The organism is Chryseobacterium sp. HNCC26DJ240, assembly GCF_057180485.1.
The window spans coordinates 99,141-118,689 of sequence record NZ_JBXUGK010000005.1; the positions used below are offsets into that span (position 1 = coordinate 99,141).

Sequence of the window (19,549 nt, forward strand, 5' to 3'; positions counted from 1 at the left end):
TTTTTGACAATTATCTCCCGAAAAATATTTAATTTATATCTTTGAGCTAAATATTCTTTCAAATGACTTTCATCAACAAAGCAGTTTTATCTTTATTCAGTATATTTTCGTTCAGTTTAATCGATGCGCAAAACAAAATTCCGTTTGGAGTTGTAAAGGCACAGGAAGGTTATGCGATGGTGCGTGTACACAAGGAAGATTACCGCAAAATCGTTGATAAAATCAGAATGAAAAAAGGCGATGTTTTCGTTTACGTAAAACCCGCTCCCGGAGAAACAGAATGGATTTGGATCAAATATCCTGAAAAAACCGACGACGAAAAACCATTCGTCAGATACGACAGCCTTACAAAAGAAGGTATGGTCAACAAAGACCGTGTCGCTTTCATCGATCAGCTTCCGAAATTTACACCTTCAAAATCTAAAAACGGAAGATCTTACACATTTACAGATAATTCCAATGAAAAACTTCCGACTGCACAACGTACGAAAGTAGTGATCGACATCTACCCTTCCAACGCCAGTTTTAAAAGACAGGAAAAAGATGCCGACGGAAACATCATTAAAATTGATAAAGCAAAACCTTGGGGCATCGGAAAAACCCTGCCTGAAGGCCTGACAGAAGTAAAATCCATTCGTGTACAGCAGCCAGGGCGAGGAACTGTTTTTGTGCGTGACGCTATTAAAAATTTATTTGATCCAACAACCGATTTCGAAAACATTGGTGTAACAGCGATGGATGCCGATCATATTTACATTTATATGATCAACGGAAAAGGCGAAAACAGATACACCACTTTCTGGACAGTGAAGGAAGGAAAAGTAATAAGTCAGATTATTTACAACAATCCTGAATAGTTTTGCAATTTTAAACGTTAAGATCATTAATCGGTTAAGCTTTTTTAAGAATCAATAAAATTGATTTAAGAGTAATGCTTAATCATTTACCTCGGTAAACCTTAAAAAATCTGCAGTCAGTTTGTTCTTAACAACTTAATCTTTCTTAATGGTTCAAATTTTCCGCAGCTACTTAGAAAAAAGATTACCCTAATTTAAATCAAACTTTATTTGTACTTTTGCCGACGGAAAATCACCGAAAATGATCTTCCAGGAAACTGGTTTTGCTTAGCCGCAAATGAAAAGGGAATCGTGTGAAAATCACGAACTGTCGCGCAACTGTAAAGTAACCTAAGTCTTTATAAAAACCACTGTGCACAAGGCATGGGAAGGAATAGAGATGTTACAAGTCAGGAGACCTGCCTGTTTCTTCAAACAAAAAACTTTCGCGATCTGAAGTTTATTGATCAAATGTTATTTCGGGAATTCTCGTTCCTGAAAGATTCTTTTTGTTTCAGTAAAGTTCATTTTTCGCACAAATTTATAATGAAATATGACTACAGAAGAAAGAATTGATGCCTCGGAAACCCGAATTTTCAAAGCCGTTTTTCCCAACACAACCAATCATTACGACACGCTTTTCGGAGGAACTGCCATGCAGCTGATGGACGAAGTTGCCTTTATCACGGCCACAAGATTTGCCAGAAAACGTGTGGTAACCGTAAGCAGTGATAAAATTGATTTTAAAAAACCAATTCCTGCCGGAACTATTGTAGAATTAATCGGAAAGGTTTCTCACGTGGGAAAAACGAGTATGAAAGTGAATGTTGAGATTTTTACCGAACAGATGTATTCTTACGAAAGAGAAAAGGCGATTACAGGCGATTTTACCTTTGTAGCCATCGACGAATTTAAGAAACCAATTCAAATTTTATAATAGATGAACGGTAGTTTTTGACTGCCACTTATCACTTTCAGTCTTTATTTAAAAGGTTTCGGAAAACTTAACTGTTCGCTGAAACCTTTTTCTATTTCTTTAAATAAGATCTAAATTTCGGTTTCTGAGAGACACAATCATTTAATGATGACTGGAGTCGTCTACATGATTATATATTGTATTGTTAATTCGGATTGAACTGAATATTGAAATTCTTTAAATAATCCTCAATGGGTTCCATTCCCATTTCTTTTCTTCTGTCGTTCACAGTTTCAGGATTTTCTAATTTATATAATTTACCATTTTTTATTTGTGAACCATATATTTGGGGGTTTCCTTCGTCCATTAACATCCTATCTTTCATCAATGCGTACTGTCCTTTAGATAAGTCTCCATTTTCAACAGCTTTCTCTACTTGTGGAAAATACTTTTTTCTGATTTCTTCAGTACTATGTTGCAGTCCCAACCAGATGGCGTCCATTTGTCTTTGATCGACCTCTTTTAATGTTGGCATACCACACTTTTCAATAATGCTGATCACTAATTCCTGATTCCTATGATCTTCTTTAGCGTATTTGATGAGTTCATTTGATTTTCTGATCCTCTGGTCACTTTCTAAAACTTCGCTCAGGATTTGACGTTTTTTGCTGCAATCGACTTCAATAATATTTACTGAACCTACATAGACAAATTTATCCTTATTCATATAAAGGAATATTGCTATCATTACAACAAGAGCGGTTAGTATGCTGAATAATATCTTTTTTATTTTCATTTCTATTTCTACTTTTGTACCATATTCCTAAATAGGTTGAACATTTTCGGAATATGACACAAAAGTAGGAATTATTATTAACTGTCGGAATAAAATATAGCTAATGTTTTCTTGCTTGGCCGAAAAAAGTTACCCACATTTTCTTACCGACTTTTTACCAACAACAACATTACTTTTTGAATCTATCTTATATATATATGGCTAAGATTATTTCAACTACTCATCACAAAGGAGGTGTTGCAAAATGCTTCGACAGGCTCAGCATGACATCTCTAATACTAAACGTTTAAAACTTATGTATTTTCAGGCTGAGTTCGTCGAAGCCTTAGTGTTTTAAATAAAATTTGAAATCAGACTAAACTTTAAGAAAATCAGCTCAATTACCAAAATCTGCGTGAGATTCCATTTATCTTAAAACTTTTAACGCTTCCAAATTAAGATTCATTAAGTGATGAAAGGCTTCTTCCATTTCTTCTGATGCTCTGCAGATAGCGTTTTCAAGGATTTTTCTTACCTGGGCTTCGGTTACTTTGGCTTCAGTCCAGCTTTTTCCGGAAGTGTGTGAGTTTAAAATGAAAGGCATAATTCTGTCGATGGCACAAGCAAAAATAGCATCCGGCGTTTCTTCTTCCTCAAATTCTAGCCAGAGATTAAAGAATTCTGAACGGATGGGTTCATCTAAAATTCCGAAAATCTTTTGTGCAGACAATTTTTCTCTTTCAAATTTTCCTACCATTGCAACTTCATCAAAAATGAACGTGTCGCCCGCTTCAATTTCCACCAAATCGTGAATGGAAAGCATTCTGATGACTCTCAAAAGATCAATATCTGCTCTGTTTTTAGCATAAGGAAATAAGATCTGAGCCAAAATAATAATCTGCCACGAATGTTCTGCAGTATTTTCTCTTCGGGAATCGTCGGCATTATAATTTCTTCGTTGAACGTTTTTCAAAGCATCAACAGCGATGATAAAATCGATTTCTTTTTGAATTTTCATGTGTAGATTTTATTTTTTTTTATTTGTCAGATGTTATCGCCCAATCTTCATAGTTGCTTGCTTATAAAGTTTTTTATGGGCGATTTCATGGTTCAAAAATAATAAAACAGGATGGAAATTTGGTTTTAATTAAAATTAAATATTTTTCAACTAAAAATTATTAAACTGAAAATCAACACATTAAATATAAATATAAATTTATTTTACTACTTTGTATTGCATAATACCATTCTATTTATATATCTTTGTAATGTAAAATCGAAATAGGTTCAACTAGCTAGGAGCTGAAAATCGAAAATTATAACCAATTAATTAAACCTTATTACCAATGAATACCGAAAATACCAAAGCGCAAATGCGAAAAGGGATTCTGGAATTCTGTATTTTGAGCCTCATCAATAACCGTGAAATGTATGTTTCTGATTTGATAGACGAGCTGAAAAAAGGAAAACTGGATGTAGTGGAAGGAACCCTCTACCCTCTTCTTACAAGACTGAAAAACGGAGAATTTCTCTCTTACAGATGGGAAGAATCTACAGGAGGACCACCCAGAAAGTATTACCAAATTACAGAAAAAGGCAAAATGTTTTTATCTGAACTTCAAATTACCTGGAAAGAATTGACAGATTCTGTAAACCAAATCACTCAAAAACTTTAAAAACAAAAGCTATGAACAAAACACTCTCTATAGGACTCGCCGGTTTTTCTTTCACGATAGAAGAACACGCATATATAAAACTCAGCGATTATCTGAATGCCCTGAGAAGCTCTCTGGATGTTGCTGAAGCAGACGAGGTAATGCACGACATCGAAATCAGAATGGTAGAAATCTTTAAAGAAACTCTTGCTAAAAGAGAAGTTATCAACGATTCTGATGTAGAAAAAGTAATTGCACAAATCGGAACTCCTGAAAAAATAGAAGAACAGGAAGAAGCTTATTACTCTGAAGGAAAGAAAAACAGCACAAAGTCTTCTTTTGGTTACAAATCTCAAAAACAATTATTCAGAAATCCTGAAGAAGCAAAATTGGGCGGTGTATGTGCCGGAGTGGCTTCCTATTTTGGAGTAGACGTTACCGTTATGAGATTGATCTGGATTGCTACCTTCATCGTAGGATTTCCGTTAGCTCCTTTATTTGTATTTGTAGGATTACTGTACGTAATTCTATGGGTAATTCTTCCGGAAGCACAAACAGCTTCAGATTTTTTGAAAATGAAAGGTAAGCCAATGAATTTTGACAACCTGAAAGAAGAATCGGGAAAGATTGTACAGTTTGCCAACGAATCTACGGAAAAAGTTGGGCAAGCATTGAAGTCACAATCAGGTAATATCAACAACCTTGGAAGCGTTTTGATAAGTATTATAAGAATATTTTGGGGAATCATCTTTGGACTAATGGGACTTTCATTACTTATTGGTTCTTTCGGTTTCTTCGGAATCAATTTCGGATCCGATTCCGTGAATGTGCCTGAAAGTATTTCTTTTTTCTTAGGAAGTGAAATGCCCAATTTCTTAATTACTGCAATTTTGGTATTAGCATTCTTAATTCCTGCAATTATCTTCACTTTAATTTCGATAAAATTGCTTGCTCCAAAATCCAGATTAAAATATACAGGATACATTATTGGAACACTTGTTTTTCTTTGGATTGCATTACTTGCGATAGGTGGCGTTACCGCAACAAAATTGTTCACCAAATATTCCGGAGAAAACAATGAAAGCGAACAAATAGCCATCAATACGAAATCTGACAGCATTCTTGTAGATGTAAAAAAAGTAAATATCCCATCAAACTTTAAATCTTATTTCGGCGACTATTTTTCTGACGGCAAAAGCATTTATGAAGAAGATTATCCTTACATCGAAGTAAAACATCAGGATGTTGCAAGCCCAGTATTGATCATCAAAAAAGAAGGTGATGGCTACAACCAACCGATTCAACTTACTGTACCTGTAGAAATTATTGATAACAAAATACTTCTGCCTAATTATTTCAGATATTCTTACAGCGAGAGAATGAGAGATTATAATGCTTATTATGAGCTTATTGTACCGCAAAACATGACTGTTGTAAAAGTTTCAGACAGAATCAATTTTAATGATGACCATGATAAGGATGATGACAACGATCTTGAGAATGGAATTATGATTGAAAAAAACAAAATCAATATCAACGGAACTACTATAGAATACACTGAAGGAGACAAAGACAGCGTAATCATCAACGGAAAAAAATATCCGAAAGAAAAAGCAAAACAGATGATGGATTCTGTAAAAGTAAATCTTGATAATGTAAAAGATTTAGACATAAAACTTGACGCCAACAAAAAACAAGTTTCTATACAAACCAAATAACCAACCAGAGAGAGTGGCAGGAAGTGTGGATGAATAGCCAAGTGTTTGAAGTTCACACTCTTCTTCTCTCAATAAAATCACAAAAAAAATCAACTTTTTGTGTATTATGATTAGAATTTTTCTTAAATTCGTACAAAATTAATTAACCCCAACACAAAAAATATTTACAAATGATACAGTTAGTTTTAGAAATTGCAGTAATGATCGCTGATTTCATTAGCAGTCTGTTTTAAGAGCCATAATATTTCAATATATTTGTAAAGTATAACCATGATGTTGGTTATACTTTTTTTGTTTTAAATCTGAATCTTCATGAAAAAGTTATTAGGCAAGTTGATTTTAAAAATCGTTGGATGGAAAGTTGTTTTGCAGGGCGATGAAAATGTTCTCAACAGATGCATTCTCGTCGTTGCACCACACACTCACAACGCTGAATATTTATTGGGAAACCTTGCCTATTGGGCATTGGAAAAACCTTTAAAAATAATCATCAAAGACGCTCACACAAAAGCTTGGTACGGTTCTGTAGTAAAAGGTTTAGGTGGTGTTGGAATTGACAGAAGTCAGAAAAACGACCTCGTGAATTTTGTTACAAAACAGTTTGAAAAAGAAGATTTCAGTTTGGTAATCACTCCGGAAGGTACCAGAAGCTGGGTTCCGAAATGGAGAAAAGGATTTTATCACATGGCACTGGCGGCAAAAGTTCCGATTGTTTTGGCGGCAGGAGATTTCAAAAGAAAAACAATGTTTTTGGGCTATACAATATCTTACGAAAAATTATCTACCCTTCCCTATGAAGAAATCATGCAGGAAATTGAAGATTACTATGTAAAATACGACATCGTCCCAAAAATCCCGGCCAACTGGAATCCGGATATTACGGGAAGCAGGCAAGCGGGGAGCTAGATTCGGGTTACGAGATGCGGGATACGTGATTCAAGTACCAAAATGTTAACCGCCAAAAGCAATCACCAAATGCCATAAGCCATAAGCCATAAGCATAAGCATAAGCATAAGCAAAATTACCCATTACTTATTACTCATATTACTATGTATACAAAAGACAAAACCAAAGAAGAAATACTGGCATTCATCAACAATTGGGGGAACGAAACGTTTGCCAAATGGATTGGTATCCATTTTACAGATATTGATTTGGAAAATGAAACTTTAACAGCGACAATGCCCGTTACGCCAAAAATTCATCAGCCTTTCGGGATTATGCATGGAGGTGCAACCTGCGTTTTAGCGGAAACGATGGGTTCAAGTCTTTCCAATATTTTTATTGATGGCGAAAAGTATTTTGGTGTGGGAACAAATATTAATTCCAATCATTTACGAAGCAAAAAAGACGGTGTGGTAACCGGATTTGCAAGGTTTATCCGAAAAGGAAAAACAATGCACGTTTCAGAAATTGAAATCAAAGATGAAAAAGGAAATCTCATCAGCCATACTACGATGACGAATAATATTATCAACAGATAAAATTTATTTTAAATTATAGTGAGCTCAATTTTTTTTTGAGCTTTTTTTGTTTTCTGCTGCAACCTTTCTCCAATTTTTCATCTTATATATAATTGAAACCCATAAATTTATACATTATGAAAAAACATTTATTAATTCTACTCAGTGCGCTGTTTATTATTCTGAATTCCTGTCAGGATAACGAAGAAACTGTGGCTGTACAAACACCCGTTAATTTTTCACTGATTGGAAAAGGAAACTTCTACGGAAGCACGTATGTAACACCGCAAAATTCAGTGATCAATAACACAACCGACTGGAATAATTTTCTTACACAGGTTAATGCGCAAACCAATGTTTCCGACAGTTTTACCGAAACCAACATCAACTTCAACCAATTTATGCTCATTGTAGTTGTCGATCAGGTTCAAAATAGCGGAGGTTATTCCATTGACATCATGACTGCAATTGAAAATTCTCAAAACATAACTGTCGATGTAGAAAAACTTCTCAATGGCAATGCAACCACGGTGATTACTCAGCCTTATCACATTGTTAAAATTCAGAAAAGTACAAAACCTGTGATATTTAATTAAAATCATCTGCAACCTTTTTATATTTTTCCATCTTTAGAGAAAAGAATATCTATGAAAAATTTAATCTTACCATTTTTAGTTTTACTGGCCTTTATTTTTTCGTGTACAACAAATAACGAAGATGAAATACTTGAGAAAAATGCTCCATCTTATGACGTTTATATCGCAGGGAGAGAAAACAACAAAGCCTGTTATTGGAAAAACAATATCAAAACTGAACTTAGCAACGGCGATGGTGTTAATACTTTAAATCTTAAAGTTGAAAATAATACTATTTACATTACCGGAATTATGGTGCCCAACAACGCAGACAATGGATTACAGTTTTTTTGGAAAAACAACGTGCGTACTGACATTAAACAATATCTCAACATTCCAAACAATGTTAAATACTATATTAAATCATTTACAGTAAACAATGGCGATATTTATTTTGGCGGCTATGTTGAAAATCCTACAGCTGCAACTAGTTTTGATAAATATGAAATGTGTGTATGGAAGAATGGTATAAAAACAATATTGCACAAAAGCTTGTATTATACTGCGCCAGAAAGCATTCTTATTGATGGACAAGACATCTATATCTCTATCGCAAAAATTGATAACAATCAAAATCTACAATTTGGATATTACAAGAATACTATATTTACCCCAGTACCCTCAACTTATGTTTATAATTTGACAAAAAACAGTAATGGAGTTCATTTATTGTTTCAGAACAACTTAAAATATTATTCCAAAAACATCAGTACAAATTCAGACTTTTTGATAGGAGATTATATGCATCCAGTTCCTGTATTAGGTAAAATTATTTCACACAATGATAATACCGATTTGTATACCATACAAAGCTCGACGGGAGGATTTTATTTTAAAAACAATTTACAAAACATTCCTACATTTTCTACATTACCTTATATTCAGGATATGTTTGTCTTAGATAATAATATCTACATGATTAAGTATGATAACAATCTTAACCCAAATCCCAACAATCCTAATTCAGATTACAATGCCAAAGTTTTTATCAACGGTACAGAATCGCAAAATATTGTGAGCATAAGCAATGCCGGAAGCAGTTTTTATCCTTTAGGAAGTTTTAATTCAATTTATGTAGTAGCAAACTAATAAATGTCAAAAACAAATCTCAACTGGCATAAAATATATCTCGACCATTCCCCAAAACTCTTGGGGATTTGTCGCAGATATGTACCTGATATTTTTGCGGCTGAAGATATTGTACACGACAGTTTTATTGCTGCAATTCAAAAGAACGGACAATTGAAAGATGAAAAAGCACTTTTTTCGTGGCTTAAAACCATCGTTGTAAACAATGCGTTGCAATATCTCAGAAAGCAAAGTAAAGAGACCCATTTAAATACAGAAACCTCAGAAATCCACGACAATCATGCAGAGATGGAACAGAATTTTTTAGAAGAGAAACATATTTTTGCCTACAATTTTACTAGAGAAGAACTTTTAGCGTCAATTGACCAGCTGCCTTCTTATCACAAATCGGTTTTCAATCTTTATTTTATTGAGAATTATTCTCACACAGAGATTTCTAAAGCATTGGAAATCCCTGTCAATACGTCAAAATCACATTTGATGAGAGCCAAAAAATCTGTGCAGAATTATCTGACGACTCATTTTGCAAATAAAGAAACTTCAAAAAATAAAACTGCTCAACTTCTAATTTTCTTTGGATTCAGCGGACTTTTGTGGGCGCAGACTTTTCAAAGTAAGTTTTCAGATTTCACAGTTTCTCCATCAAAAAGCTTAGAAATTCCTTCTGATATTAATGTAAATCAAATTACATTTTCGTCAGCCCATAATTTCTGGAAACAAAAAGCGGTTATCGGAACTACATTCTTCGTAATCATTATCGGTTCTGTTTTAGTTTTCAGTCCAAAAAACTCATTTCAAAAAGCATTCAACTTCAATGACTCAAAATCTGAAGCAGAAGAGAAAAATATAGTATTGAATGATGATTTAAAAAATATGAAGGCAGAAACACAGGCAAATGAAGATCAAAAAGAGGTTAAAATTTCACAGCAATTGATTTCAGAAAATAACGATGATTTAAAACCAGAAAGTGAATTGATTCCGGTAAAAAGCGTTGTATCTTCAAAAACCAAAATTAAAAAAGACTCTGCTGAAACTGCTTCTCACAAAGTAATTGTCGTGAAAAAAATCATCCAGAGAGACACCGTTTTCATCGAAAGATAAATTGCTGAATTATGTTGCAGAAAGTCCTTGTATTTCTTTTCATTTTTACTTTAAATTCCGTTTTTGCACAGCGGAAAAAGGTCGACACCGTTTACGTTTATGAAAAAGTAATCGTCTACGATACCGTTTTTGTCGAAAAAGCGATACCATTAAAACGTGCAGGAATTTTATTGCCATTCCTGAAAATTCATGCAAAAGAAATAAAATCAATCAACAAAAATGTTGATCAGGAAAAACTCAAAGAAGAAATAGACAAAATTGCAAACAGGAAATTCAAATATGGAATTTCAGCCGGAATCGGTTTTAAAAATGCAAGTTGGTCTGAAAATATTGCTGAGAAAAATGAACAGTTTGGACAAAATTTAGGAATCTGGGTTTCAAAAAGTATTCTTGATCCAAATTTATCTTTGATGCTTTCCGCAAATGTAAATTATTGGAATTCTTCATTCGATTTAGATGCTAACAATGAAGAAACTTATCTCAACGGATTTTACTTTTCAGAAGACGATCAGCCATTGCTTTTCCAAAGGTTTAATAACAAAAATTTTGAGTATAATTTGCAGTTGAAAGCATTGTATGAATGGAAAAATTTCAGACCTTTTGCCGGAATAGTTTTAAATAAAAACATCTATAAAATGCAGTTTTTAGTTCCTGAAAATAATGTTTTATCAAAATTAGACAATTTTAAAACCAATAAAATCAACGTCGGATTTTCTTTAGGATTACAATATCGAATTCTGAAGAGATTTTTGCTAGAATTGGAATATCAACAGTTTAAAATCAACAATCTTTCGTTAAAAAACTCTGCATTTGATTTTGACATTTTTAAGACTAACAATACCTTTGCTGAAAGAAAACTGGGTTTAGGAATTTCGTATTTTATTTCTAAATAAAAGTTTTCAAAATGCTTCAATATTATGATTTATTTCAAATTTCCATTTGACGAGAAACTATATTCTACTGATGAAAATTCAGATTTCAATTCTGTTATTTTTCACAGTTTTACGAATAACCAAAACATAAAAATACCAGGAAAAATCGTTGAAACAGATCAAAATGATTTTGATAGTTTAGATTTAAATTCCGAAATTCTTTCCGAAGATAAAACCAATTTTGAAGCAGAAACCAAAGAAGAATATCTTCAAAAACTGGAAGATGTAATCGAAATTATAAAAGAAAACAGTCTACCAAAACTGGTTCTTTCTAGACGGAAAATAGTAAATAACTTTAATGAAATTGATTTAAAAAACAGCTTTATTAATCTCTGTACAAATTATCCTAACGCTTTCAAATATCTTTTCAGCAACGGAGAAACCTCATGGATAGGCGGATTTTCCGAAGTTTTGGGGAAATTCAACAAGTCCACTCACGAATTTGAAACGATGAGTATTGCAGGAACAATTCCGGTTGCTGAAGAGTGGACTGAAAAGGAAGTCGAGGAACAAAAACCGGTTTCAAACTACATCAGAGAGATTTTGAAAAAGTACTCCGAAAATATAATTGAATCGGAAACTTACGATCATATTTCAGGAAATATTAAACATTTAAAGACGGATTTTAAAATAAAAATCAATCCTGAAAATTTAGATTCGATTATTCAGGAACTTCACCCAACGCCTGCCGTTTGCGGAATTCCTAAAGATTTTTGTGCGGAAATCATTCAAAAAGTCGAGAAATTTCCGAGAGAACTGTACGCTGGTTACATCAAAATTGAAACGGAAGATTTCATTCAGTATTTTGTAAATCTGCGTTGTGCGAGGCTGTATAAAAATTCTGTTCATCTCTTTGTTGGCGGCGGAATCACAGCCCAAAGCAACCCTGAAAAAGAATGGAACGAGACCGAACTGAAGTCTGAAGCCGTTTTGAAAAATCTGGTATTTAAATAACATAAAAAGCCTTTCATTTCTGAAAGGCTTTTTGTTTGAATGATAAAATTCAAATTATTTTTTTTCACCGATTTTACTCCATGTATTCAGTACGAAAATTATAGCAACACCCAAGATTCCGGCGATTGCTGAAAAAACGAATTTAGAATTGTCTTCTTCTGTAAGTTTCAAATTCCAATCAATTGCATAAACGTTGATTGCCGTAAACACAATAAAAACTACTAAAAATACTTTATAAAATTTCTGCATAACTAAAAATGAATATAATTCTGCACCAGCTGTGTAAAGTTGGCCGTAAATAATTTAACTGAAATGGCCAGCAATATAATCCCGAAAACTTTCTGTAGAATAGACAGTGTCGCCTCCCCCATTTTTTTCTCGAGCCATGGTGCCATTTTCAGCACCAAATATACAAAAATTGTATTGAGTACAATTCCCAAAATGATGTTAATATCATGATATTCCGCACGTAGAGAAAGTGTTGTTGTTAAAGTTCCGGCTCCTGCAACCAGCGGAAAAGCGATAGGAACAATAGATGCAGCTTTAGCTTCGGTAGTTTTGTTGATTTCGATACCGAGAATCATTTCTAATGCAATTACGAAAATAACGAAAGCTCCCGCCACCGCAAACGAGTTGATATCTACGCCGATAAATTTCAGAAGTTTATTCCCCACAAACAGGAAAGAGATCATGATCAAACCCGCAGTAATAGATGCTTTTTTGGAATCAATATGACCAAATTTCTGCTTTAAACTGACAATAATCGGAATTGATCCTAAAATATCAATCACCGCAAAAAGAACCATGAAACAGGTGATTATTTCCTTGATAGAAAAACCGTCAAAAATTTCATTCATAACCAATTTTTAATAATTTCGCAAAATTATGAATAAAAAATGATTATTTGCTAATTTTAGAATAAATATTAACGATATCTTTATACAGATCATCAAGCGAATGCTCGGAATGAACAGGTGAATATTTTTCCATCTGAATTCTTTGTTGCAGATTTTCATACTCTTCAGCAACAGAACGACCCTTAAATTTCTCAATAAAAGACACAAAACTTCCTCCCTGTCCTTGAAAATACTCGCTTCTCACTTCAGCATCGAGCTCTGAAACGGTAGAAAAGAAGGCTTCAAAATTCTGTTCGTTCTTAAGATTGTTCAGATATGAAAAGTAATCTGACACATCAGTTTTCAGTCTTTCTCTGATTTCAGCTTCGGTTTCTGCTACAGATCCCAATGGTTTTGTGCTTATGCTTTCAGCAGCCAATCGCTGCTTTTTTTGCCATTTTCTGAATGCAAAGTAGATAATCAACAATCCCAGAAGTATTGACGTATTGATGAGTAGAATATTCCAGTTGAACTTTCTTTTTTCTTTTACTTTGAATGCGGTTGTCTGTAAAACAGGGCTGTCTACTGTTTCAAGGAAATCGTTGGTATAGTCGTTCATCTTTTCTACAGTCGTTTTACTCGCATCGAGCTGTTCTGCAGTTAAAGCATGTAACACCAGAGATTTTCCACCAAGATCAACGTATTTTGCGTTTTCAGGATCAAAGAATGAAAATTGTTCAGTTTTAATATTTAAAGTACCGGCTTTATGAGGAATAATGATATAATTTGCCGAAATATCTCCTGTAAAACCACTTTGTCCTGCAATAAAGTTATTGACTATTTTCGGAGCAAAAATTTCGTATTCATCAGATTTTTCAATTTCAGGCAAATGCATATTCGCCAAATTTCCCTCCCCTGAGACCTTAACGGTAACATTAATGGGTTTTTTAGCTTCAACATTTTCGTCAGTAGATTTATAGATGTCTACTTTAAATTTGCCAACTGCATTTTTAAATCCTTCCGGCGCATCAGCCGGAAGTTTTTTTACGTTAAGTTTCACCTTATTCGAAGCAATTTTATTGCTGTTTGAATAGGAACTCACCGATGCCGAAACCGAAGGAACTTCTACATAACCTGCTTCATTAGGGAAAACCATAAATACTGCAAGAATCTGCGTCGGCATATTTGAAATTCCGGAAGGATCGATTTCAGATTTATTGAAATTGATTGGATGAACATCGAGATGATCATCTTCCGGGAGCGTAATGTTTTTAACCTTTCTGAGATTATCAATATTTTTAGAATACCCTCTCAAGATAGCAATGGTAGGCTGATCCTGATAAACTTCACGCTCCTCAATTTCCATATTCAGATAAACATCATTGGAGGCTACAGCCTTTGCAGGAATTTTTTTCTCAATATCTTTAATGAAAATATCGAAAGGTTCGGTCTTATAAATTTTATTGTTGATGGTTACCAACACAGATCCAATCCTGATTTTCCCTTTCTGTTTGGGTTCAAGAGCGATTCTGGTAATTGATTTTGAAGCGTTGGTATTGGTTTCAGGATCCAAAACTCCATCCCGGAAAGAAGCACTTCCCACCATATTGAATTTTGAAAGATCGGGTAACTGCAGACGACTTTGCTGAACGAGATTGTCACCGTCCAGCTCAAGAATAATGGTAAGATTTACCACATCGCGACCTTCGTAATCTGACTTATCAGGTTTCATCGTCAAATTTACCTGGCCATAAGAAGCTATGGAGGCAAATAATATCAGTATGTAAATAAATTTTTCTGTCATCACCAATCTTTCTCGTTGCTCTCTGGCATCGAATAAGAATTGTCATTTAGTATTCTTCTGGCAGTCTGTTTTTCTCTTTCGCCAATATGGTTAAGGAGCTTTCTCTGGTCTTCCTTAGAAAGTCTACCTTCTTTATCTCCCTTTTTGGCATCTTCAGGATTTTTCCCTTCTCCTTCATTCTGCTGCCCTTTTCCCTGACTTTGATTTTTTTCTTTGCTATCGCCGTCTTTTCCTTTGTTCTTATCATCGCCACCGCCCGATTTTCCGGAGCTGCTGCTTTGTTCTATATCTCTCTCCTCTTTTTTCAGTTTGAGCATTGCAATTTCATAATTCTTCCGTGTCGGTTCACTGTACGGTTTTTGCTTTAATGAGCTTTTATAGGCTTTTGACGCTTTCTCTGCATCATCAAGTTTCATATACGCATTACCTAGATTGTGAAGCGCTGCTGCTTTATCTTCTACATTCTGAGCCAACTTTTCTGCTTTTGAAAACTCTGCTTTTGCATCTTCAAACTTTTCACTTTTATAGAATGCGTTTCCAAGATTGTAATGAGCTGCGAAGTCTTCGCCATTAATCTTTACCGCTTCTGTAAATTTAGATGAAGCACCCTCATAATCTTTTGCATTAAATTTCACATTGCCTTCTCTCACCAATATTCGGTATTCTGTCTGCGCAAAAACTGAGTTTTGGAACAAAAAAACCATGAGAAACGACAAAAAGAATATTTTATTATTCATCTAATGCAAAATTATTCGTTTATATGTTAATAAACAGTGTCTTAATTGTTAAAGTTGGGTTAAAGTAATCGGGGCAAATTTAAAATTTTACAGCACATTTTAAATAGAAAAATCTCTTTTCGGATTAAAAAAGAAAATCATCAGAAATAAAAAGATAGAAACTCCCAGGAAATACTGATAGTAATGATTGGCGTTCTGTGATTTCACATACATTTCAGACTTCCCTCCTTTTTTGTCTAAATCTTCAACAATTCTGCTTGGTGCGTCTTTCATAGAATTGCCGTCGATATAGCTCCCACCGGTGGATTGAGACAAATTGACCAGAGCCTCTGTTTGCCTTTTCGTGATTACCATCTGTCCTGAATTATCCAATTTATAACCCATTAGCTGACCATATTCATACATCGGAACCGGTGCGCCTTCTTCCGTACCAACTCCCACAGAAGTGATTGAAATCCCTTCCTTGTTGGCAAGTCTTACTGCTGCATTGTCATTGCCTTCATTGTCTTCGCCATCGCTTATCAACACAACTTTTCTTGAACCTTTGGCAACATTTTTAAATTTATCTGAAGTGATTTGCATTGCCTTTAAAAAATCGGTACCCTGCACTCGCATAGCCTTGGTTTCAACTTCGCTCAAATAAGTTTCTGCAGCTCCGTAATCTGTTGTTAAAGGCATTACAGAAACGGCATCCCCAGCAAAAACAACAATTCCCACTTTATCATTTTTCATCTTCTGCATCGTATTGATCACGAGATTTTTCGCCTGATCCAGACGGCTCGGTTCAATATCTTCTGCGTTCATTGAATTGGAAATATCGAGAACAAACATTACGTTGCTGAGTTTCTGTTCAGATTTTACAGTTTCAGATCCATTCAACAAATCAATAATTGAAAAAATTAAAAACAAAACCGCCAGCAGATACAGAAACGGAAAAAATTTTACAAAAGACGAATTCTTTTCAAACAGAGCCTCATGAAATTTCGATTCTGCAAAAATTGCCTTTCTCTCCTTTTTCCATCTTAAGAACCGGATCACGATGAAAGACAGCAGCGGCAGAAGCAACAGCAGAAGTAAATACCAGTAATTTCCCAGATCCCAGCTCATCAGTTTAAAAATTTATATAAAACCCATCTCAAAAGTGCATCAAATAGCAAAACCCCAAGTGCTATCCACAGAAACATTCTGAAATGCTCTTCATAATTATACGTTTTTGAAGAACTGACATCCGATTTTTCTAAGAGGTTAATTTCGTTGTAAACAGCCTCCAGTTTGTCGCCTGAAGTGGCCCGATAATATCTTCCGCCGGTGATATCTGCAATTTCTTCCAGTGTGCCTTCATCAATGGTGACGGGCATTTCGTTGTAAATATAACCAAATTCATCCACTCCGGTTGGCATTAAGGCATAGCCTTCAGTTCCAATTCCGATACAGTACACTTTTATGTTGCTTGATTTGGCCAATTGAGCTGCCAAAAGCGGTGGAATTACATTCTGAATGTTGCTCACTCCATCCGTCATCAAAATCACGATTTTACTCTTAGCTTTGCTTTGTCTGAGGTGATTGACAGCAACGGCCAATCCTTCACCCACCGCCGTTCCATCTTCCATCTCTCGCTGATTAATGTTTTTAATCTCATGAATCACAGCATCATGATCAAATGTGAGCGGCATTTTAGGAAAAGCTTCCAGTTTATAGGTCACAAGACCGATTCTGTCGTTGGGTCTTTTATTAACAAAATCGACAGCGATATTTTTTAAAACAGATAATCTGTCGGGCTCAAAATCTGTTGCCAACATACTTAGGGAAACGTCGACAGCAAGCATAATATCAATTCCTTTCGTCTCATCCTGATCCTGACTAATGGTAAAACTTCTCGGTCTTGCCATCGCAATAATCAGACAGCTCAGAATAAGGTATTTTGAAATTTTGAGGAGAAAAAGAACGGCTTTAATTCCGCTTCGGCCTTCCATATTTTTGGTGGACGGTACAACGATTCCCTTTCTTTTTTTTCTGCTTATATCTAAAATTAAAAGTTGCAGAAAAGCGAGAAAAAGCAGCAAAAACCACGGACTGTACAATTCGTAATTAAACATCCTTTCTCAAATTTTCAAATTCGATATCTTTCGCAGACTTTTCCACAACGGTTTTTATGTCTGCAAAATCTTTCTGCATTGTGGTTTCATCAGGAAATGTTTTAGCAAATTTCACCAAATCTCCGCGCAGGAAAACTTCTTCCACTATTTTTTCACTTTCAGGAGAAATTGTATTGTTCTGCTTCATTGCATCAATCAAATCATCGGTAAGCAAAACTTCCGCAGGCAAATGATATTGTGTAGTGATAAAACGTCTTGAAATATCGATTAATTCAACATAAAAAGATCTGAAATCTCCGTTTTCGATGTACTTTTTCTTTTTTAAAACATCCAGTTCCTTTAAAGTAAGGTTGGTGGTAATTTTAGGTGAAGATTTTGGTCTTCTTCCATATTTTAAAATAATAATGATTGCGATTATTAAAGCAATAACTGCGATTGCCGCAAGGATATAAAACTTATACAGCTCCCAATAATCGGCTATTTCAAGGTCAACTTCTTTGTTGCTCATGATGTCGTTGATCACATCTTCTTTTGTGGCTGTATTCACCACTTCAATTTCATAAGCGGGAGTTCTGTGAATTTCGTCACCCACTTTAAATTCAAGTTCAGGGATGGTAAATTTACCTTCCTCAAATACTGCAAATTCTATTTTTCTTTCGTAAGAATCTTCTGAAACACCGATGCTGTCTTTAATTTCCTCAAAATGAAAAGGCAAAAGTTCGTTTTGCTGAGCGGCACTTACTTTTTGTCCGTTCAGGTATTTAATTCTGATGATCAGCTGATCGGTTTCTCCCAGAGCCAGCATTTTTTTCTGCAGGTTTGAAGTAATCATCTGCGCAAATGAGAGCGATGAAAAAAGTATAGAAAATATGAAAAGTATTTTTTTCAATTGAAATTTTAGTTTTAATAATTGAACACTAAGTGCACAAAGTTTTTTTACTGTTTCTAATGATGTTCACAAAGCCGTTTCACTTAAATAAGTTCAGACTTTTAATTGTTGCTCGAGGAAATCCTTTCTAATTACTTTTAAAGGTACTTTCATTTAAAATTATTTCTTCTGAAAGTACTGATACAGCAGTTTCGAATATTCCGTTCCGGTGCCGATGTTCATAAAACCGGCAGACGAATTGGCAAAATTTTCTTCCAGTTGTTTCAGTTTCTGTTTTTGGGCTTCCGCAAAAGTATAACGCCATCTTGCACTCGAAGTATTGACGTAAATTTCTCTTCCAGTTTCCGCATCGTGCAGCAACGCATAACCTACATCGGGAATTTCATTGTCTTTTTCATCAAAAACCCGCATTCCCAGAAGCTGATGTTTTTTTGAAGCCACCGCAAGAATTTTTGAATCTAAATCATCTTCAAAATCAGACAGAAGAAAAACCAGCGATTTCCTTTTAAAAACACTCATCATGTAATTTAAAGCCACTTCAATTTTTGATTCTGCGGGCACATAATCTGCTGTCAGAATACTGCTGATCATCGACAGGATGTGCTTTCTACCTTTCTGCGGCGGAATTACTTTATATACTTTATCTGCAAACAGAATCAATCCCACTTTATCGTTATTCCCAGCGGCAGAAAAGCCTAAACTGGCAGCAATTTCTGCCACATACTCTCTTTTGAGCTGATGTTTTGTGCCGTAATTCATCGATGCTGAAATATCAACAAGAATCATCATGGTTAATTCCCTTTCCTCTTCCATTACCTTTACAAAAGGTTCCTGAAAACGGGCAGTTTTATTCCAGTCGATTCTACGGATTTCATCGCCAAACTGATATTGTCTAACTTCAGAAAAAGTCATTCCCTGTCCTTTAAAAGCCGAGTGATATTGCCCCATCAGCGAGTTCTCCGTCTTCCTTCTGGTACGGATTTCTATCTGTTTAACTTTTTTGACGATGTCTTTTATTTGCATAGGTTGAAAAGAGCCAAGTAAAAAGTAAAAAGAATCAAGTTTAAGAGATTAAACTCATTACCAATTACTTATTATTTATTACTCATAAT

The 19,549-nt window shown here is 34.7% G+C and carries 21 protein-coding genes and 1 riboswitch; of the genes, 11 read left to right on the forward strand and 10 right to left on the reverse strand.

What is annotated here, in order from left to right:
* Positions 1–62: 62 nt before the first annotated feature.
* Both AC2A1G_RS11075 and AC2A1G_RS11080 read left to right on the forward strand, forming a co-directional pair.
* Complete coding sequence (locus tag AC2A1G_RS11075; RefSeq protein WP_484046979.1) at positions 63–857, forward strand: hypothetical protein; 795 nt, start codon at positions 63–65, stop codon at positions 855–857.
* A 241-nt stretch (positions 858–1,098) separates the two neighbouring features.
* A riboswitch (cobalamin riboswitch) is annotated at positions 1,099–1,277 on the forward strand.
* A gap of 112 nt (positions 1,278–1,389) precedes the next feature.
* Positions 1,390–1,773 carry an acyl-CoA thioesterase gene (locus tag AC2A1G_RS11080; protein ID WP_056032228.1) on the forward strand — a complete coding sequence of 128 codons (384 nt, stop codon included), beginning with the start codon at positions 1,390–1,392 and terminating at the stop codon, positions 1,771–1,773.
* 184 nt (positions 1,774–1,957) lie between these two features.
* Here AC2A1G_RS11080 and AC2A1G_RS11085 read toward each other — a convergent pair whose 3' ends face one another.
* Positions 1,958–2,479 (reverse strand): DUF6624 domain-containing protein, encoded by a 522-nt coding sequence (locus AC2A1G_RS11085; RefSeq protein ID WP_484046980.1) that lies wholly within the window; start codon positions 2,477–2,479, stop codon positions 1,958–1,960.
* A 475-nt stretch (positions 2,480–2,954) separates the two neighbouring features.
* A complete protein-coding gene (locus AC2A1G_RS11090; RefSeq protein ID WP_484046981.1) occupies positions 2,955–3,545 on the reverse strand; it encodes an HD domain-containing protein in 591 nt (196 codons plus the stop codon).
* Between the two features lie 328 nt (positions 3,546–3,873).
* Here AC2A1G_RS11090 and AC2A1G_RS11095 point away from each other — a divergent pair, with 328 nt between their 5' ends.
* The 9 genes from AC2A1G_RS11095 (at position 3,874) to AC2A1G_RS11135 (ending at position 12,075) form a co-directional block, all read left to right on the forward strand.
* Entirely contained in the window at positions 3,874–4,203 is a 330-nt protein-coding gene (locus AC2A1G_RS11095; RefSeq protein WP_484046982.1) for a PadR family transcriptional regulator, read from the forward strand.
* Positions 4,204–4,214: 11 nt separating this feature from the next.
* Positions 4,215–5,900, forward strand: coding sequence for a PspC domain-containing protein (locus AC2A1G_RS11100; RefSeq protein ID WP_484046983.1), 1,686 nt, complete (start codon positions 4,215–4,217; stop codon positions 5,898–5,900).
* Between the two features lie 312 nt (positions 5,901–6,212).
* The gene (locus AC2A1G_RS11105) at positions 6,213–6,806 is read left to right on the forward strand and encodes a 1-acyl-sn-glycerol-3-phosphate acyltransferase (RefSeq protein WP_484046984.1); all 594 of its coding nucleotides are present in this window, start codon (positions 6,213–6,215) and stop codon (positions 6,804–6,806) included.
* Between the two features lie 144 nt (positions 6,807–6,950).
* Entirely contained in the window at positions 6,951–7,385 is a 435-nt protein-coding gene (locus tag AC2A1G_RS11110; protein ID WP_484046985.1) for a PaaI family thioesterase, read from the forward strand.
* 116 nt (positions 7,386–7,501) lie between these two features.
* Complete coding sequence (locus tag AC2A1G_RS11115; RefSeq protein ID WP_484046986.1) at positions 7,502–7,960, forward strand: protease complex subunit PrcB family protein; 459 nt, start codon at positions 7,502–7,504, stop codon at positions 7,958–7,960.
* A gap of 51 nt (positions 7,961–8,011) precedes the next feature.
* Positions 8,012–9,088: a hypothetical protein gene (locus AC2A1G_RS11120; protein ID WP_484046987.1), complete on the forward strand. Its 1,077-nt coding sequence runs from the start codon at positions 8,012–8,014 to the stop codon at positions 9,086–9,088.
* A 3-nt stretch (positions 9,089–9,091) separates the two neighbouring features.
* Positions 9,092–10,189: an RNA polymerase sigma factor gene (locus AC2A1G_RS11125; RefSeq protein ID WP_484046988.1), complete on the forward strand. Its 1,098-nt coding sequence runs from the start codon at positions 9,092–9,094 to the stop codon at positions 10,187–10,189.
* An 11-nt stretch (positions 10,190–10,200) separates the two neighbouring features.
* Entirely contained in the window at positions 10,201–11,082 is an 882-nt protein-coding gene (locus tag AC2A1G_RS11130) for an outer membrane beta-barrel protein (protein WP_484046989.1), read from the forward strand.
* A 24-nt stretch (positions 11,083–11,106) separates the two neighbouring features.
* Positions 11,107–12,075: a chorismate-binding protein gene (locus AC2A1G_RS11135; RefSeq protein ID WP_484046990.1), complete on the forward strand. Its 969-nt coding sequence runs from the start codon at positions 11,107–11,109 to the stop codon at positions 12,073–12,075.
* A 54-nt stretch (positions 12,076–12,129) separates the two neighbouring features.
* On the opposite strand, the gene AC2A1G_RS11140 is transcribed toward AC2A1G_RS11135, so the two are convergent.
* The 8 genes from AC2A1G_RS11140 to AC2A1G_RS11175 all read right to left on the reverse strand — a co-directional run bounded on the left by AC2A1G_RS11140 (position 12,130) and on the right by AC2A1G_RS11175 (position 19,460).
* On the reverse strand, positions 12,130–12,324 hold the full coding sequence (locus AC2A1G_RS11140; RefSeq protein WP_484046991.1) for a hypothetical protein: 195 nt from the start codon (positions 12,322–12,324) through the stop codon (positions 12,130–12,132).
* A 2-nt stretch (positions 12,325–12,326) separates the two neighbouring features.
* A complete protein-coding gene (locus tag AC2A1G_RS11145; RefSeq protein ID WP_484046992.1) occupies positions 12,327–12,932 on the reverse strand; it encodes a MarC family protein in 606 nt (201 codons plus the stop codon).
* Positions 12,933–12,975: 43 nt separating this feature from the next.
* Entirely contained in the window at positions 12,976–14,715 is a 1,740-nt protein-coding gene (locus AC2A1G_RS11150) for a BatD family protein (protein WP_484046993.1), read from the reverse strand.
* Positions 14,715–15,452 carry a tetratricopeptide repeat protein gene (locus AC2A1G_RS11155; protein WP_484046994.1) on the reverse strand — a complete coding sequence of 246 codons (738 nt, stop codon included), beginning with the start codon at positions 15,450–15,452 and terminating at the stop codon, positions 14,715–14,717. The genes AC2A1G_RS11150 and AC2A1G_RS11155 overlap by 1 nt, the downstream gene beginning before the upstream one ends.
* A 99-nt stretch (positions 15,453–15,551) precedes the next feature.
* On the reverse strand, positions 15,552–16,559 hold the full coding sequence (locus AC2A1G_RS11160; RefSeq protein WP_484046995.1) for a vWA domain-containing protein: 1,008 nt from the start codon (positions 16,557–16,559) through the stop codon (positions 15,552–15,554).
* On the reverse strand, positions 16,559–17,548 hold the full coding sequence (locus tag AC2A1G_RS11165) for a VWA domain-containing protein (RefSeq protein ID WP_484046996.1): 990 nt from the start codon (positions 17,546–17,548) through the stop codon (positions 16,559–16,561). Before AC2A1G_RS11165 ends, AC2A1G_RS11160 begins: the two co-directional genes overlap by 1 nt.
* Positions 17,541–18,437: a BatD family protein gene (locus AC2A1G_RS11170; RefSeq protein WP_484046997.1), complete on the reverse strand. Its 897-nt coding sequence runs from the start codon at positions 18,435–18,437 to the stop codon at positions 17,541–17,543. Before AC2A1G_RS11170 ends, AC2A1G_RS11165 begins: the two co-directional genes overlap by 8 nt.
* A gap of 159 nt (positions 18,438–18,596) precedes the next feature.
* On the reverse strand, positions 18,597–19,460 hold the full coding sequence (locus tag AC2A1G_RS11175) for a DUF58 domain-containing protein (RefSeq protein ID WP_484046998.1): 864 nt from the start codon (positions 19,458–19,460) through the stop codon (positions 18,597–18,599).
* Positions 19,461–19,549: the final 89 nt, after the last annotated feature.

Coding starts and splice junctions, on each gene's coding strand:
- AC2A1G_RS11075 (WP_484046979.1), top strand. CDS start 63: ATGACTTTCATCAACAAAGCAGTTTTATCTTTATTCAGTATATTTTCG.
- AC2A1G_RS11080 (WP_056032228.1), top strand. CDS start 1,390: ATGACTACAGAAGAAAGAATTGATGCCTCGGAAACCCGAATTTTCAAA.
- AC2A1G_RS11085 (WP_484046980.1), bottom strand. CDS start 2,479: ATGAATAAGGATAAATTTGTCTATGTAGGTTCAGTAAATATTATTGAA.
- AC2A1G_RS11090 (WP_484046981.1), bottom strand. CDS start 3,545: ATGAAAATTCAAAAAGAAATCGATTTTATCATCGCTGTTGATGCTTTG.
- AC2A1G_RS11095 (WP_484046982.1), top strand. CDS start 3,874: ATGAATACCGAAAATACCAAAGCGCAAATGCGAAAAGGGATTCTGGAA.
- AC2A1G_RS11100 (WP_484046983.1), top strand. CDS start 4,215: ATGAACAAAACACTCTCTATAGGACTCGCCGGTTTTTCTTTCACGATA.
- AC2A1G_RS11105 (WP_484046984.1), top strand. CDS start 6,213: ATGAAAAAGTTATTAGGCAAGTTGATTTTAAAAATCGTTGGATGGAAA.
- AC2A1G_RS11110 (WP_484046985.1), top strand. CDS start 6,951: ATGTATACAAAAGACAAAACCAAAGAAGAAATACTGGCATTCATCAAC.
- AC2A1G_RS11115 (WP_484046986.1), top strand. CDS start 7,502: ATGAAAAAACATTTATTAATTCTACTCAGTGCGCTGTTTATTATTCTG.
- AC2A1G_RS11120 (WP_484046987.1), top strand. CDS start 8,012: ATGAAAAATTTAATCTTACCATTTTTAGTTTTACTGGCCTTTATTTTT.
- AC2A1G_RS11125 (WP_484046988.1), top strand. CDS start 9,092: ATGTCAAAAACAAATCTCAACTGGCATAAAATATATCTCGACCATTCC.
- AC2A1G_RS11130 (WP_484046989.1), top strand. CDS start 10,201: ATGTTGCAGAAAGTCCTTGTATTTCTTTTCATTTTTACTTTAAATTCC.
- AC2A1G_RS11135 (WP_484046990.1), top strand. CDS start 11,107: ATGATTTATTTCAAATTTCCATTTGACGAGAAACTATATTCTACTGAT.
- AC2A1G_RS11140 (WP_484046991.1), bottom strand. CDS start 12,324: ATGCAGAAATTTTATAAAGTATTTTTAGTAGTTTTTATTGTGTTTACG.
- AC2A1G_RS11145 (WP_484046992.1), bottom strand. CDS start 12,932: ATGAATGAAATTTTTGACGGTTTTTCTATCAAGGAAATAATCACCTGT.
- AC2A1G_RS11150 (WP_484046993.1), bottom strand. CDS start 14,715: ATGACAGAAAAATTTATTTACATACTGATATTATTTGCCTCCATAGCT.
- AC2A1G_RS11155 (WP_484046994.1), bottom strand. CDS start 15,452: ATGAATAATAAAATATTCTTTTTGTCGTTTCTCATGGTTTTTTTGTTC.
- AC2A1G_RS11160 (WP_484046995.1), bottom strand. CDS start 16,559: ATGAGCTGGGATCTGGGAAATTACTGGTATTTACTTCTGCTGTTGCTT.
- AC2A1G_RS11165 (WP_484046996.1), bottom strand. CDS start 17,548: ATGTTTAATTACGAATTGTACAGTCCGTGGTTTTTGCTGCTTTTTCTC.
- AC2A1G_RS11175 (WP_484046998.1), bottom strand. CDS start 19,460: ATGCAAATAAAAGACATCGTCAAAAAAGTTAAACAGATAGAAATCCGT.